Origin of the sequence: Simplicispira hankyongi (assembly GCF_003570885.1) — a bacterium.
Classification (GTDB): Bacteria; Pseudomonadota; Gammaproteobacteria; order Burkholderiales; family Burkholderiaceae_C; genus Simplicispira; species Simplicispira hankyongi.
In genome coordinates, this window is sequence record NZ_QXJC01000001.1 from 210923 (window position 1) to 225728 (window position 14806).

The 14806-nt window shown below is 65.2% G+C and carries 11 protein-coding genes; 4 read left to right on the top strand and 7 right to left on the bottom strand.

Going from position 1 to position 14806, the window contains the following annotated elements; all coding sequences use genetic code 11:
• Positions 1 to 11: 11 nt before the first annotated feature.
• Positions 12 to 1139, bottom strand: coding sequence for a hypothetical protein (locus D3F03_RS00915; protein WP_158606119.1), 1128 nt, complete (start codon positions 1137 to 1139; stop codon positions 12 to 14).
• Between the two features lie 266 nt (positions 1140 to 1405).
• On the opposite strand from D3F03_RS00915, the gene D3F03_RS00920 reads away from it, so the two are divergent.
• The gene (locus D3F03_RS00920) at positions 1406 to 1822 is read left to right on the top strand and encodes a hypothetical protein (protein ID WP_119107499.1); all 417 of its coding nucleotides are present in this window, start codon (positions 1406 to 1408) and stop codon (positions 1820 to 1822) included.
• Here D3F03_RS00920 and D3F03_RS00925 read toward each other — a convergent pair.
• The 4 genes from D3F03_RS00925 to D3F03_RS00940 are packed head-to-tail and all read right to left on the bottom strand — an operon-like array spanning position 1794 to position 6591.
• Positions 1794 to 2984 (bottom strand): ABC transporter permease, encoded by a 1191-nt coding sequence (locus D3F03_RS00925; protein WP_119107500.1) that lies wholly within the window; start codon positions 2982 to 2984, stop codon positions 1794 to 1796. The two genes, D3F03_RS00920 and D3F03_RS00925, sit on opposite strands and share 29 nt — an antisense overlap.
• On the bottom strand, positions 2984 to 4159 hold the full coding sequence (locus D3F03_RS00930; protein ID WP_119107501.1) for an ABC transporter permease: 1176 nt from the start codon (positions 4157 to 4159) through the stop codon (positions 2984 to 2986). The genes D3F03_RS00925 and D3F03_RS00930 overlap by 1 nt, the downstream gene beginning before the upstream one ends.
• Positions 4160 to 4200: 41 nt before the next feature.
• A complete protein-coding gene (locus D3F03_RS00935; RefSeq protein ID WP_119107502.1) occupies positions 4201 to 5184 on the bottom strand; it encodes an HlyD family secretion protein in 984 nt (327 codons plus the stop codon).
• Between the two features lie 3 nt (positions 5185 to 5187).
• The gene (locus D3F03_RS00940; RefSeq protein ID WP_119107503.1) at positions 5188 to 6591 is read right to left on the bottom strand and encodes a TolC family protein; all 1404 of its coding nucleotides are present in this window, start codon (positions 6589 to 6591) and stop codon (positions 5188 to 5190) included.
• A gap of 113 nt (positions 6592 to 6704) precedes the next feature.
• On the opposite strand from D3F03_RS00940, the gene D3F03_RS00945 reads away from it, so the two are divergent.
• Positions 6705 to 7301, top strand: a complete 597-nt coding sequence (locus D3F03_RS00945) for a TetR/AcrR family transcriptional regulator (RefSeq protein WP_245960455.1) — start codon at positions 6705 to 6707, stop codon at positions 7299 to 7301.
• Between the two features lie 13 nt (positions 7302 to 7314).
• On the opposite strand, the gene D3F03_RS00950 is transcribed toward D3F03_RS00945, so the two are convergent.
• Together D3F03_RS00950 and D3F03_RS00955 are read right to left on the bottom strand one after the other, a co-directional pair.
• Positions 7315 to 9630, bottom strand: a complete 2316-nt coding sequence (locus D3F03_RS00950; RefSeq protein WP_119107505.1) for a DUF1631 family protein — start codon at positions 9628 to 9630, stop codon at positions 7315 to 7317.
• Positions 9631 to 9732: 102 nt separating this feature from the next.
• Positions 9733 to 11811, bottom strand: coding sequence for a sodium-translocating pyrophosphatase (locus tag D3F03_RS00955; protein WP_119107506.1), 2079 nt, complete (start codon positions 11809 to 11811; stop codon positions 9733 to 9735).
• Positions 11812 to 12017: 206 nt separating this feature from the next.
• Between D3F03_RS00955 and ppa the strand changes: the two genes are divergently transcribed.
• A complete protein-coding gene (gene ppa / locus D3F03_RS00960; protein ID WP_119107507.1) occupies positions 12018 to 12554 on the top strand; it encodes an inorganic diphosphatase in 537 nt (178 codons plus the stop codon).
• Between the two features lie 193 nt (positions 12555 to 12747).
• A complete protein-coding gene (locus D3F03_RS17470) occupies positions 12748 to 14520 on the top strand; it encodes a methyl-accepting chemotaxis protein (protein WP_119107508.1) in 1773 nt (590 codons plus the stop codon).
• The last annotated feature ends 286 nt before the right edge of the window (positions 14521 to 14806 follow it).

Sequence of the window (14806 nt, forward strand, 5' to 3'; positions counted from 1 at the left end):
CCGTCCTCATCTCAGGCGTCGAATTGAATCCTCGGCGCCCCGCTGTGAATGAAATTGACGAACTCCCGGGTGCTGTCAATACAGCCGCCATCGCGGTAGGTCCCCGAAGCATCCCGGTAGCGCCGCATGCGCTGCAGGATGCTCGCCTCCAAGGCGCTGCCCTCGGCCACCTGGGCACGCAGTTGGGTGACCCGGGCTTCATCGATGAACTGATTGCCTTGGGCATCGACCCGCAGGGCATCGCGCCAGAAGTAGACCTCCAGACATTTGCCGCGCAGATCAAAGGGGGCGCCGCGCTGCCAGAAGTTTGCGAATTTTCCACCGCCCAGGTAGATCACCCACGAGCCCTCGTAGCCTGAAACGTCCGAGGATGCTTCGTCTGGGTTGCGAAACCATACCCTGTCGCCGGGAATGTAGTAGTGCATGGGCACCGGCGCTTCTGCCGAGCCAACCTCATGCACAAAGGCATCGTGAAAGCGCCGCGAGGCAATGGGGCGCGTTCGCCAACGCGCCTCCAGGGCCTCCAGCAGAGCCGGATGCGTGGCTTCCAGCTCGCGCGCGATTCCCAGCAACACCACGTATTCGGAGGCCCGGTAGCACGAGAACGAATAGGTGCGCCCCGATGCATCGGGAATGAGCGCCGACGTCAAGGCCTCGACAAGCGGTTGTCCCTCTTTCAGAAGGAAGCCGTGGTCTTCGTCGTAGTGCCAGTAACCATCAGGCCGATCCACGGCGTCGGTATCAAATCTGAGTTCGGCCTTGCGGGCAGTGTCGGCAATGTTGACCCGAATCCGCACATGGGACTGGAGCTCGGCAAGGTTCGGAAACGTCAGAGGCAGGGGCGCAAACAGCATGGCCAGCACGGTTTCCTGCGCCAGATCGAGCCCGTTGCCGTTGCCGTCTCCAAAGGCGGTGCACAGGCCCAAGGTATCGCAGGACAAGGCCCAGGGTGCGGCCTGCAATTCGCCTGCCAGGTTGAGCAGTACCCAGCCCAGGCCGAAACCGATGGAACACGTGACCCATTCGCTCAACCCCAGGCTGTTGAGCCAGCCGTGCAGTTGGTCGAGAACGCGTCGCGCCGTGGTTGCTGCCTGGTCGGGCAGATGGATTCTGATGCCAGCCGTCATCCAGCACACCATGGGGGGTAAAAAAGGTGGCGCATGGTAGCGCAATGCGCTCGTGGGGACAAATCCGGGGCCAGCTTGCATCGCCAATAGGCGTGTTGCCCTCCGGTACCCCCGTCTGGCCGAGCGCGCGTTCCACCGGCGTGGAGGGTGGTGCCCCCTTGCCTGATGCTTGAACCGCTGCCGCGATGCAAATCATCAATTTTCGAGGGAATTTTTAAAAAAGAATGATTCGCATTTAGAATTGATCATTGCCTTTCCACTTCGAGGGGGTTTGCACCATGCGCACCATTCCCATCATTTCGACCACAGCGACCGCCCCTCAGGAGCATGTCGCGCTCTGCCGCGCCTATGGCGCCGCGCAGGAGCGTTGCAGCCGCGTGATGGCCCAGCAGCGGGCTGACATTGCCCGGCTGGAGTCCGAAGTGATGCGCCTGCGTGCGGCAGTGGTGGTGCGCGACACCGCACTGGCGCTGGCGCGTGAGCAGGGGGCGGCGATGGCGGTTCCTGCCGGCAAGCGGCAAGAGCCGGGCCCGAGAGGGGCCGCGCGACTGCGTGCCTGGCAGTGGCTCACGCCCTGGTGGCGTGCGCGTGCGGCAACGCCGAGGCATGCGCACGATGCGGCGGATCTGGCGACTGCCGAACTCATCGGCCGCCAGGGCGGCTGGCTCAGCCCTGGGCTGGACTGGCCGGGGTAGCGGCAGCGGCCTGTGCGGCAGCGCCCGAGAGCCGTGGTGCCGCCCGCGTCTTCCACCACAGCCCGACCAGGCAGGCACAGAACAGGGCCAGCAACGTGCCCAGGTAGGGCATGACGTCGGCGAGCGGCGCGCCCAGTTGGTTCAAGCGCAGCGATGCCTGCACGCCTGCGGTACTGGGAATCAGCCAGCGCAGCCATTGCAAGGGCAGGGGAAGCGCCTCTACAGGCCAGGAGAAACCCGCCAGAAAGACCATGGGCAGCGTGGTAAACAGCAGCACCTGCAGCGCACGTTCGCGGTTGCCAAAACACAGGCCCAGCAGCATGCCCAGCGCGGCGTTGGTGGGCACGTAGCACAGCAGCAGCACCAGCGCGCCCCAGGGGTTGCCGCCGCGCGGGTAGTCCTGCCAGGTGAAGATCCAGCCGAAATAAAGCAGCCCGCTCATCAGCCCCAGTGTGCACAGCGCCAGCAGGCGCGCCACCCAGACACTGCGTGGCGCGCGGTGCTCGCCGCGCTCGACCCAGGTGCCGGCCAGCATGGCCGCGCCCATCAGCAAGGTTTGCTGCAGGATCAGCAGCGCCACGGCGGGCACCACGTAGCTGCCATAGCCCTCGGTGGGGTTGAACAGGGCCACGGTCTGCAACTGCACCGGGCTGCGGCTGGCGCGCGCCTGCAGCGCGCTTTGGCCGTGCGCCTCCAGCATGCGGATTTCGACGGCTGCCGAGGCGGTGCCGACGGCTTCGGCAAAGCCACGCTGCACCGCTTTGTTGATGAGGGCATAGGCGCCATTGGCTTGCACATTGACCACGGCCGCCTCGCTGCGCAGCACCTTGCGCTGCAGGTCGGCGGGGAGCACGGCGTAGCCGCCAATGGCGCCGCTCCACAGCGCCTCGCGCGCTTCGTGCTCGTCGCCGGTGACGAGCGTGACGGCGATGTTGGGATCGGCCTGCGCCAGCCGTGTGATCTGGCGCGAGAGGCTGGAGTGATCGAGGTCCACCACCGCCACTGGCATCTGCGTGGCCACCTCGGTGGCGTAGAACCAGGGGTAGAAAAAGCCGTACAACACAGGTGCGGCGACCAGCAGCAGGACCACGCCCTGGTCGCGCACGACCCCCCGCAGAGCGTCGTACCAGGCGCACAGGGCGCGTTTGAACCAGGATCTCATCAAAGTTTCCCCCAACTGCGCGGCTGGCCCAGCGTGCGCTGCAGCAGCGGGATGCACAGCGAGAACGCGAGCAGGGTGGCCACCAGCAGGCCGGCCATGGTGGCGGCGCTGGTGGCAATCGGCGCGCCCATTTGCAATTGCCCGGTTTGCAGGGCGATGTAGTGGGTGAAGGGCATGGCCAGCGCCCAGGCGCGGGCGCTGGGCGACATGGCCAGCAGCGGGTAGGCCACGCCGCTGAAGGCAAAGGCCGGTGCCGAGAAAAAGCCCGTGCCCGACAGCGCCATGCGCAGCGAGCGCGTGGCCGCCGCCAGCAGCGCACCCAGCGCGATGGACAGCCCCACCAGCAGTGCCATGCCGGCGGCAACCCAGGGGAGGCTGCCAGCCGCGTGCCAGCCCCGGCCCCAGGTCAGCCACACCAGCGAGAGCAGACCGACCAGCGTCAGGCTGATCCAGGGCCAGAGCAGCTTGCCCAGCAGCGCGCCGGCGGTGCGGGCGGCGCAGGTGCTGTGCCCGAGCCAGTCGCCCAGGCTGCTCTCGCGCAGTTCACGGCCTACCGTCCAGGCGCCGGCCGTCATGGCCAGGATGTGCAGCAAGGCGGGAATCAGGGCCGATGCCAGAAACAGCTCGTAGTTGCCGGCCACGTTGAACAGGCCGACGAGCTGCGTGTGGATGGGGTCCATGCTGACCCGCGCAGCCAGGGTCGATTCGCCCCGTTTGGCGCGCGCTGCGAGTTCCACGCCGGCCGAGAGCGTGCCCACGGCCATGCGCACATCGCGCTGGATCAGGCCCGAATGCGTGCCCAGTTGCGCGTTGTGCAGCAGCGTAACAGTGCCGACGCGGCCTTGCTTGACGTCGCGTGAAAAGCCGCGCGGCACCACCACCACGGCGTCAATGTCCATGCTGCGCAGGGCCGCCTGCGCCTCCAGACTGCCGTTCACGGGGCGCGCCACGTGCAGGCCGGGCGTGGCGTCCAGCATGCGCGTGAGCTGGCGCGAGAGGGTGGAATGGTCTTCGTCCTGCACGCCGATGGGCAGGCCGTGCGGCACGCCGGCAGAAAAGATCCACCACATCAGCGCCACGGCCAGCAGCGGCACCCAGGTGATCATGGCCAGATCCCAGGGGCTGCGCGCCAGGCGCTGGGCTTCGCGCCGGGCACTGTGTACTATTGAATTCATAGCTGTTAGCGCATATGGGTATTGCGCTAGAGGCCTATTTCTTATGTATTTTTAACCAGCACGCTCATGCCGGGGCGGGCGCCGGGCACGGCGGCGAGGGGGCGGGCGCGGACTTCGAAGGTGCGCACGTCAAAGCCCTGGCCGGCACGCGTGGCGCGCCAGGTGGCAAAGTCTGGCAACACGCTGTTGGCATAGACCTTGAAGCGCACGGTCTGCGACCCCAGGGCGGGCAGGGTGGCGTCGAACTCGCTGCCCACGGCAAAGCGCTTGAGCCGGTCTTCGCGCACGTTGAGCACCACCCACTGGTCCGACAGATCGACCACCGACACCACGGCCACGCCCTGGGGCGAGAGCTCGCCCACGTGCGCCAGCACCTTGGCCACTTCGCCCGCCACGGGGCTCTTGAGTTCGGTTTCGGCCTGCGCGGCCTGCACTTCGGCCACCACGCCCGCCACCTGGCGGGCCTGTGCGGCGGCGGCGGCCTGGTCTTCGGGGCGGGCGCCGGCGCGCGCCATGTCGTACTGCGCCTTGGCGGCGAGCGCCTGGTCGCGGCTGGCCTTGCGGTTGGCGTCGGCCTCGTCGCGCTTTTGCGTGGCGATCAGGCCTTCGCGGGCCAGGCCTTCGACGCGGCGAAACGAGCTGTCGGCCAGGTCGGCAGCGGTTTGGGCGCGCTGCCAGGTCAGGCGCGCCATTTCAATCTCTTGCGGGCGTGCGCCGTGTTCGGCCTTGCTGGCCACGGCCTGCGCCGCCGCCTGGGCGGCCGTGGCCTGGGCCATCTTGGCGGCGACTTCGGGGCTGTCCAGCCGCACCAGCGGTGTGCCCACAGCGATCTGGTCGCCTTCTTTCACCAGCACCTGTGCAATGCGGGCGCTGAGCTTGGGGGCGATATCGGCTTCGCGTGCTTCCATCTGGCCCTGGAACACTTCGGGCGCGGGCTGCGACGCGCGCCACAGGCCATAGCCGGTGAAGGCAGCGACGGCCAGGCCGAGGGTGACGGCGGCAGCGGTTTTTGTTTTTGCGTTCATTTTTTAGTTCACCTTGACGTCGGCTCGCGCCATGTAGTTTGCAAATTCATCCGACAGGCCGCTGCTCTCGAGCAGCGCGGCCAGCGCCAGCACATAGTCGTGCGCGGCCTGGGCGCGTTCGGTTTGCACCTTGGCGTTGTTCAATTGGGCGTCGATCAGGTCCAGCGTGGTGCTGGTGCCCTCGCGCAGGCCTGCCTCGCGCAGGCGCAGAACTTCGGCGGCCAGGTCCACACCGGCCTGCTGGGCGAAATACTGGCGCCGGGCTTGCTCCAGCGCCAGCCAGTTCTTTTCGACCAGCAGCGCGATGTCGCTGCGGGCCTGTGCGCCGGTGCGCTCGGCCTGATCGATCTGCGCCTGGGAGGAGGCCTCCAAGGCGTTGCGGTCGATGGAATCCCACAGCGTCCAGCGCACGGCAATGCCGGCCACCCAGTCGGCATTGCCGCTTTTGATTTCGCGCTGGCCAAAGGCAAACACCTGCGGGCGGCGCAGCGCTTCTTCGGCCTTGTGCAGTTCACTGGCCTGCGCCTTCTTGGCGGCGACTTTGGCCAGGCCTGGGTGGTGCGCAAGGGCGGCGTCTATGAAGTAGGGCAGCGGCTCGACCGGCTGGCTGATGACAAACAGCGGGCTGGTGGGCTCCAGGCGCTCATCGGCACGGGCTGTTCGGGTGAGCGCGGTGGCGGCCAGGTCGGCGTCGTCGCGGGCTTTTTGCGCGTTCTTGCGGGCGTCTTCCAGGGCTGAGCGGGCTTGCAGGCGCTCGACTTTGGCGATCACGCCGGCGTCCAGCATCTTTTGCGCAGCGGCATCGTGCTGCTCGATGCTGTGGAGGGCCGCTTCGCGCAGCGTGGCCGCGCGGTTTGCCAGCTGGGCACCAAAGTAGCGTTGCACCAGCAGCGTGGCCAGCTCGTCGCTCACGCGCGTGCTGTCGGCTTGCGCTTCTCGGGTACGGGCGTCGGCCACGCCGCGTGCGGCCTGCGTTGCGCCGCCGAGGTAGATCGGCCAGACGGCGTTGACCGAGGCCGTGGTGTCCGTTTGGTGGCGGTTGAGCGTGTAGCTGGCCGGCAGGTGGGGCAGCTGCGCCACCATGCCGCCCAGTTGCGGTGGCAGTTGCGCGAGGATGCCCGGCAGCGCCTGTCCCAGCGGGTTCAGGTCCAGGTTCAGGTTGGCGTTGTAGGCGTAGGTGGCGCCGGTCAGGCTCACGCTGGGGCCGCCCAGGCGCTCGATCGCGTGGCGCTGCTGCGCGGCACTGTCCACCGCCAGGTGCGAGGCGGCCAGCCGGTCGGAGGCATCCACCATGTGCTGCAAGGCGGTGGAAAAGTCCATGGGCTGTGCAAAGGCCGGTCCGGCCAGCAGACACAGCGTGGCAAGGCTGGTGGTGAAGCGCGCGGTGGGCGCCAATTGCGGTTTCATGTGGGCGTACGGTGTAGTGGCAAGAATTGGTACTTCGTCGTACCAAGCAGGCGCGAATGATCTGGGAAATATATGGTACTGTCAAGTACCAATCGTCTCGTACGAGGAAAAAGATGAATGAACACGGCAACGATGCCAATACGCACCGCGCCCGCCTGCTCGATGGCATGGCGCGCAGCGTCGCGGAAAAAGGCTATGCAGAAACGACCATTGCCGACATCGTGCGCCAGGCCGGCGTCTCGCGCCGCACCTTCTACGAACATTTCGGCGACAAGGCCGAGTGCCTGATGGCTTTGTACGTGGCCGCCACCGACGAGGCGACCGCCGCGTTGCGTGCCGCGATCAATCCGAGCAGCAACTGGCAATCGCAGGTGGAGCAGGCCATGGCCGCCTACCTGGCGGCGCTGGCCCGCAACCCGGTGCTGCTGCGCACTTTGTTCATCGACATCCTGGGCCTGGGCGCCAGCGGCCTGGCGGTGCGCAGCCGGGTGCACCAACAACTGGCGGCCCTGATGCTCGAAGTGGTGAACCAACGCCCCGGCGCCCGCCTGCGCAAATCGCCATTGCAGCCCACCATGGCGCTGGCGGTGGTGGGCGGCATCCACGAACTGGTGCTGCAGGCCATCGAGCAGGGGCGCGTTCATGAGCTGCACACGCTGGTGGCACCGGCCAGCGCTTTGCTGCGGGCGGCGATTTCGTCGGAGTTTTAGATCGTGAACGTTCTTAGATTCCGTCGCCTGTCTCCAGGCTGTTGCGCAGGGCGGTTTGCGCCACGGCGTCGAGTGCACCAGCCACCACGGTCTGCCCGGAAATGACCCGCAGAGTGCCTCGGGCGATCAGCTTGTCGAGCAACCGCCGGGTCATCGATTGGGTGTGGCCATAGGCGTTGGTGAACAGGAACAGGTTGCCGTGCGATCCAATCCACGACAGCTGTGTGCGCTCCCATTTGTCATTCACCAGCAGGGTGACCCAGGTTCCAACGTCCATCGCCAGCGTGGGCGCCGAAGGTGTGGCTGGACGGCGGGCTTCATCGTCTTCAGGGCTTGTGGGCTGGTGGCCCGAGGGCTCGCCCATGAAACCGGATTCGGCAGCTTCGGATGGCGCAATCCAGGGTTCGTCTGTTTCCAAGGTGGAGGCATTGCTGCGCTTGGGGGGCGTGGGCGCGTTGGACGCGGCTTCTTCCATGCGACCGGGCACAAAAGCCTGCTGGTGCAACTGCATCAGCAACTCGAAGAACTTATGGGTCTCGGCGGCTGGATAGTCGATGGCGGCAAGGCCGGCATGCAGTCTGGACAGCAGCTTGGGCACGAGGCGGCCGAGGCGGCCCACGTTGATGCGGGTGAGCTTGGGTTGCGCACTCCAGAGCAGCGCATCGACCGCCTCGCGGTAGCGCCCCGGGTCGTTGCTGCCACTCTGGTCGCTCAGCCGCGCCTGGGCCATCACCTGGGTCCAGGGGCCCAGGAGGAAACGCGCAATCTCGGCCGGGATCGCATCGATTTGGGGCAGTAACCGCATCTCCTGCGACATCCTGGCGGCCAGCAGGTTGCGCTGCTCGGCGTGGCGCAGGGCCTCGATGGCGCGCAGCCGTTCGTTTTCGCGCTTTTTCTCGCGCGTGGCCCAGGCGTCCAGCAATTGCCCCAGGGCGTGCGCAAAAGGCTCCTGGTCTTCAATGGGCGAGTGGGTCAATGGGCCTACCACGTCGATCAGCGGCTGCATGAAGCTCTCGAAACCTTGGGCTTCGAGGCTGTCAAAGGCCAGGCTGCGGTCCGTCATTTCCTGCAGCAGGCGGCGAGCGGGGTGGTCTTTGTCACTGAAAAATCGTGGGTCGGCTACCGCCAGTTTCAGTAAGGCAGGCTCCAGTTGTTTCACGAGTTGCTGGACCGGCCAGAGCAGGCGGCCATCGCGCGCGATGTTGTCGAGCATGAGGGCCACCACTTCCATGCTCAAGGCTTGGCCGAGCGCCGTTTTGGCGCTGCGCGGTGCGATGGCCGTCGCGGCCGGGGTGCTCAGCGGGCCCCGACTGCCCAGGCGTTTCATCATGTGGTCCACCTGCTGCATCTCCTGGAGCGCCTCAAAGGCGGCGGGCACCGTGATGTCGAAGTCTGGCGGGGGCGCAGCCACGTTGGACGGTGGGCTCTCGAACTCGCGCGAGAACCGTTCAGAAAATGGCATTTCAGGCGCTGGACCATCGGTCAGCTCACCCGTCAGCAAACGGCGCAATTGGTGCAGCGTGAGCCGGGTGGAGTCAGGGCCGGCCGTGGGGGCAGCCTCTGCCGTGGGCTGTGCACTGCCCATGCGCCATGGCGCGGTTTCGGGGCCAAACCCCGGTGCGTGGCCTTCTTCGCCTATGGGCTTGATGTAAACGTAGTTGCCGCCTTGCTGGCGCACCGCATACCCGGCAGGCTTGATGCCGCTTTCCTGCATCTGCGCGATCAGTTGGAGGTACAGGGCCCGAAGCTCGGCGCCCATGGCCTCGGCCATGTGGGTCATCCAGTCCCGCCGCACTGTGTCGGACGGCTGCATCTGCCCGACGATGGTTTGCAAGGCCTGCAAAAAAAGCTCGGGTTGCAGGGGATTGTGCCCAGGGTCCACACTCGATTGCCCTTGCGCCGCACTCATGAGCGCATTGAGCTCGGTCAACGGCGTGGCCACGGCTTCGGTGAGCAGTTGCCTTGCCCGCGCGCGTTCCACGCTCTCGCTCAGTTGCGATTCGTCCATCAGCTCCAGTTCGTCAAACTGCACCGAGAAAAGCGAGCGTGTTGCCGCTTGCTGCCGGTCGGCGCCTTTGGCAATCGCCTGCTCCAGGGCGTTGGGAAAACGCTCGCACATGACAAAGCTGACGCGTGCCAAGTGTTGCCGTGCGTGCATCGCGCTGTGGCTCTCGCCGGGAGTGCGCGCCTGGTCTTCGCGCGCTTGCAAGGCCCTGCGGGTGGATTCGATGGCGCGCTCCAGCAGATGCCCGGACTGCGCCAGCGCGGTGCGCACCAGTACGGTGTAGACCTCGATATCGGGGCCGGCGGGAGGTGAGGCGCGTTTCATGGGGGTATCTTTCTTCAATCTTGCTCGCCCGGCGCATCGAAAAAGGGGCCGAAGCCCCTTTGTGTCAAAAACCGGTTTTAGCGGCCGGGCAGCCTGTGTGCTTCAACCTGCGTGGAACTTCACCACCAGCGGCACGATGAGCAGCGCCACGATGTTGATGATCTTGATCAGCGGGTTCACGGCCGGACCAGCGGTGTCTTTGTAGGGGTCGCCCACAGTGTCGCCGGTCACAGCGGCCTTGTGCGCCTCAGAGCCCTTGCCGCCGTGGTGGCCGTCTTCAATATACTTCTTGGCATTGTCCCAGGCACCGCCCCCGGTGCACATGGAAATGGCGACGAACAGGCCAGTCACGATCGTGCCCATCAGCAGGCCGCCAAGCGCTTTGGGGCCGAGCAGCAGGCCGACCAGAATCGGCACCACCACTGGCAGCAGGCTGGGGACGACCATTTCCTTGATGGCGGCTGTCGTGAGCATGTCGACGGCCTTGCCGTACTCGGGCTTGGCCGTGCCTTCCATGATGCCCTTGATGTCGCGGAACTGGCGGCGCACTTCCACCACCACGGCGCCGGCGGCGCGGCCCACCGCTTCCATCGCCATGGCACCGAACAGGTAGGGAATCAGGCCGCCGATGAACAGGCCGATGATGACCATCGGATCGCTCAGGTTGAAGTCGATCGCCTGGCCGTGGCTTGCAAGCTTGTGGGTGTAGTCGGCAAACAGCACCAGCGCGGCAAGGCCAGCCGAACCGATGGCGTAGCCCTTGGTCACGGCCTTGGTGGTGTTGCCCACGGCGTCCAGCGGGTCGGTAATGTCGCGCACGCTGCTGGGCATCTCGGCCATTTCGGCAATGCCGCCGGCGTTGTCGGTGATGGGCCCGTAGGCGTCGAGCGCGACCACGATACCGGCCATGCTGAGCATCGACGTGGCCGCCACGGCAATCCCGAACAAGCCGGCGAGCGAGTACGACACCAGGATGGCGGCGCAGACAAAGATCACCGGCCACGCGGTGGAACGCATGGATACGCCCAGGCCGGCAATGATGTTGGTGCCGTGGCCGGTGGTGGATGCCTGCGCGATGTGCTGCACCGGCTTGTACTGCGTGCCGGTGTAGTACTCGGTGATCCAGACCAGGGCTGCTGTCAGCACCAGGCCGGTGGCGCAGGCGCCAAAGAGCTTCATCTGCGCACCCGTGCCGCCCAGGGCGTTGTCCGGGATGATCCAAGTGGTGACGAAGTAAAAGGCAATGAGCGAGAGCACGCCGGCAATCGCCAGGCCCTTGTACAGCGCCGGCATTACGTTCTTCATGCCAGGCGAGGCCTTGACGAAGAAACAGCCGATGATGGAAGCCACGATGGACACGGCGCCCAGCGCCAGAGGGTACATCACGGCGTTGACCGGAGCGGCCGTCAGCATCAGCGCGCCCAGCACCATGGTGGCAATCAAGGTCACGGCGTAGGTTTCAAACAGGTCGGCGGCCATGCCGGCGCAGTCGCCCACGTTGTCGCCCACGTTGTCGGCAATCACGGCCGGGTTGCGCGGGTCGTCCTCGGGGATGCCCGCCTCGACCTTGCCCACCAGGTCGGCGCCGACGTCAGCACCCTTGGTGAAGATGCCGCCGCCCAGTCGGGCGAAGATGGAGATCAGCGATGAGCCGAAGGCAAAACCGATCAGCGGGTTGAGCAGGCCGGCGAGCGACTTGTCGGCCACTGGGTTGCTGCCCACCAGGAACCAGTAAAAGCCAGTGACGCCCAGCAGCCCCAGGCCCACCACCAGCATGCCGGTGATGGCGCCGCCGCGGAAAGCGACGTCGAGCGCCGCGCCAATGCCCTGCGTGGCAGCCTGTGCCGTGCGCACGTTGGCGCGCACCGACACGTTCATGCCGATGAAGCCGCAGGCGCCCGAGAGCACGGCGCCAATGACAAAGCCAACGGCCGTTTTGCCGTCAAGGAAAACGCCAATGAGAATGGCGAGTACCACGCCGACGATGGCAATGGTCTTGTACTGACGTGCCAGGTAGGCGGCGGCGCCGGCCTGAATGGCGGCGGCAATCTCCTGCATACGGGGGTTGCCGGGGTCTTTGCCCAGAATCCAGCTGCGGGCCCAGAAGCCGTAGGCTACGGCAATCAGGCCACAGATGAGGGCAAGGATGAGGGGGAAATTCGACGCTGTGGTTCCAGCCATTCTTATTGCTCCAGGGTGTTGTTTCGCACGGAAGGAGACTCAACGCATGGGGAGGGTCTCCGCTGCGTTGCTTCCTCGTGCTCCTCTCCTGGAGACGATTGGCCAACTTCGACAATTTACTCCCAAAACACGGCGTGAAAGCCGGGTGCAAGGGGTCGGTTGGTAAAATCAGGGTTAGTCACTAGTCTTCCAACTGAAAAACAACCATGTCCCTCAATAGCGTCACACCCGGCAAGAATGTTCCTGAATCCTTCAACGTGGTCATCGAGATTCCCATGGATTCCGACCCCATCAAGTACGAAGTGGACAAGGAATCGGGAGCGATCTTTGTTGACCGTTTCATGACGACGGCCATGTACTACCCATCGAACTACGGCTATGTGCCCCAGACCCTCAGCGGCGACGGCGATCCGGTAGACGTGCTGGTCATCACGCCGTACCCGCTGCACCCCGGCGTTGTCGTGCCCTGCCGTGCGTTGGGCATCTTGAAGATGGAAGACGAAGCCGGCATCGACGGCAAGGTGTTGGCCGTGCCCACCAACAAGGTGCTGGCGATGTATTCGGCCTGGAAAAATATCGAGGATGTGAACCCCGCGCGCCTCAAGGCCCTGAGCCACTTCTTTGAGCACTACAAAGATCTGGAAGAAGGCAAATGGGTCAAGGTGCTGGGCTGGGAAGGCATTGAATCGGCGCACAAGGAAATCATCGAAGGCCTGGCCAACTATGCCAAGGCCCACGGCTGAGATCGCTCGATTCTTGACAGGCGCCTGACGGCACGCCTGCAAAAGCACGCCCACCGCATGGTGCGCGTGCTTTTTTGATGGATTACCCGATGCAGCTTCGGGTAGGGCGGGGCTAGACTGGACAAATTGTTACCACTTCGGGCCCGGCGAACTTGCGAGACCAGCGCATGCAAGCGGACAGGGCTTTGCTTCCATGACCTTCCTTCGCTTTTCCAACCTGCGCATCGGAACCAAGCTTGCCGCGGGCTTTTTCGTGGTCGTATTGCTGACATTGGCACTTGGCGCGGTGTCACTGGTGCAGCTCGCGCGCATGCAGGCTCAGACACAGGAGCTTGCCAATCGCCTGATGCCCAGCGTAGACCAGGCAGGCCAATTGCGCGTGCTTATCAACCGTATGCGGCGTGCGGAGGCTGGCTTGATCACAGCACGCAATACCGACGAGGTGACGGCCCTGGTGCAGCAGATTGGTGCGCGAGCCAGTGACATGGGCAAGCTCGACAAGCGGCTCCAGGTGCTGATGTCGAGCCCCCAGGAAGTCACTGCTTTTGGCCAATACGCCGAGCAAATGGCAGCCTACCTGAAAGTGCAAGCCGATCTGCTTGATATTGCCAAGGGCATCGATTTCACGACGGCCGAGATGGTCGAGATGACGTCGCGCGCGCTGGAAGACAAGTACGCGGGCGAATCGGCCAAGAGCTTTGCGGCTGCAGATGAAGCGCTTGGCCGACTGTCGAATGTCGCCGCCGCCTCGGCGGATGCAGCGCAGTTGCGCGCCGGATTGGTGTTCGCGAATGCACGGGTGGCGGTTGCCGTGGCCCTGGGTCTTTGCGTCGTGCTGGCCGTGGTGTTCGCCGTGCTCATCGCTCGCAGTGTCTCGCGTCCCGCTGCGCAGGCGGTGGCGGCGGCGCGCGCCATGGCAGCGGGGAATCTGGCGGAAGCGATCCCGGCAGGAGGCAAAGACGAAATGGGTCAGCTGCTCGCTGCGCTGACAGAAATGCGCGCCAATCTCGCGCGTGTCGTGGCCAGTGTGCGCAGCGGGTCGGAGGGAGTGGCTGCGGCAAGCTCTCAGATCGCCTCGGGCAACCACGATCTGTCCGCCAGAACGGAGCAGCAGGCCAGCGCCCTGGAAGAAACCTCGGCTTCCATGGAGGAGCTTGGCTCGACTGTGCGGCAGAACGCCGACAGCGCGCGGCAGGCCAACCAGCTGGCGCAGAGCGCATCGCAGACGGCTGTGCAGGGCGGTGAAGTGGTCGCCCAGGTGGTGCAAGCCATGCAAGGCATCAACAGCAGCAGCGCCAAGATTGGCGACATCATCGGCGTCATTGACGGTATTGCGTTTCAGACCAATATCCTGGCACTCAATGCCGCCGTGGAAGCCGCCCGTGCGGGCGAGCAAGGCCGAGGGTTTGCCGTGGTGGCGAGCGAGGTGCGCAGCCTGGCGGGCCGCAGCGCCGATGCTGCCAAGGAGATCAAGGCCTTGATCGGCGCCAGCAGCGAACAAGTGGAGCAAGGCAGGCAATGGGCCGACAAGGCCGGCACCGCCATGACGGGCGTGGTGGACGCCATCCGGCGCGTGAGCGATATCGTCGGCGAGATCACTGCCGCCAGCAGCGAACAAAGCGAGGGTGTCTCGCAGGTCGGTGAGGCCGTCACGCAAATGGACCAGGCGACGCAGCAAAACGCTGCTTTGGTCGAGCAGATGGCCGCCGCCGCCAGCAGCCTCAAAGCACAGGCCGGCGAGCTGGTACAGGCCGTGGCGGTGTTTCAACTCGCGCCTGGGGGGCAAGGCGGCAAAGCACCCGTAGCCACGCCGTTTCTCCAGGCAGCTCGGCCCAAGGGGCCAGGGCGTACCGAAGAATCGCCGCCGCCTTCTCAAAAGGCCAAGGCTGTGCTTGCCCCGATCCCGACTGCGGGGCCCGCCGCGCGCATCGCGGGAGCATCGAGCGGCGAGTGGGAATCTTTCTGACACGCTGGAATTTTTGTTGAAATTCTTCGATTGCGCTTTTCTGTATTAGATTTATAGCTATAAATGTTATAGCGCTATTCGGTGGATCGGTGCTGTACACGGTTGCGGCGGTTGCGGCGCAAGCCACGGACTTGGGCCCCCGAAGTGCAGGCGTCTGTTCTCCAGGCACCCGATTCGAAGTCCGCTTTCAGTTCTCCGCTTTCACGGGCTTGCCGGGTATGGCGCTCCCGGCCGGCACTCGCTGTGTTCTACAAAGAAAGTGCCGCGACAGGGTCGTCAGCTTGAC

Excerpts from the sequence above, each read along its gene's own strand:
- ppa (WP_119107507.1), top strand. The coding sequence starts at position 12,018 with ATGTCCCTCAATAGCGTCACACCCGGCAAGAATGTTCCTGAATCCTTC.
- D3F03_RS00935 (WP_119107502.1), bottom strand. The coding sequence starts at position 5,184 with ATGAACGCAAAAACAAAAACCGCTGCCGCCGTCACCCTCGGCCTGGCC.
- D3F03_RS00920 (WP_119107499.1), top strand. The coding sequence starts at position 1,406 with ATGCGCACCATTCCCATCATTTCGACCACAGCGACCGCCCCTCAGGAG.
- D3F03_RS00940 (WP_119107503.1), bottom strand. The coding sequence starts at position 6,591 with ATGAAACCGCAATTGGCGCCCACCGCGCGCTTCACCACCAGCCTTGCC.
- D3F03_RS00945 (WP_245960455.1), top strand. The coding sequence starts at position 6,705 with ATGAATGAACACGGCAACGATGCCAATACGCACCGCGCCCGCCTGCTC.
- D3F03_RS17470 (WP_119107508.1), top strand. The coding sequence starts at position 12,748 with ATGACCTTCCTTCGCTTTTCCAACCTGCGCATCGGAACCAAGCTTGCC.
- D3F03_RS00955 (WP_119107506.1), bottom strand. The coding sequence starts at position 11,811 with ATGGCTGGAACCACAGCGTCGAATTTCCCCCTCATCCTTGCCCTCATC.
- D3F03_RS00950 (WP_119107505.1), bottom strand. The coding sequence starts at position 9,630 with ATGAAACGCGCCTCACCTCCCGCCGGCCCCGATATCGAGGTCTACACC.
- D3F03_RS00925 (WP_119107500.1), bottom strand. The coding sequence starts at position 2,984 with ATGAGATCCTGGTTCAAACGCGCCCTGTGCGCCTGGTACGACGCTCTG.
- D3F03_RS00930 (WP_119107501.1), bottom strand. The coding sequence starts at position 4,159 with ATGAATTCAATAGTACACAGTGCCCGGCGCGAAGCCCAGCGCCTGGCG.
- D3F03_RS00915 (WP_158606119.1), bottom strand. The coding sequence starts at position 1,139 with ATGGTGTGCTGGATGACGGCTGGCATCAGAATCCATCTGCCCGACCAG.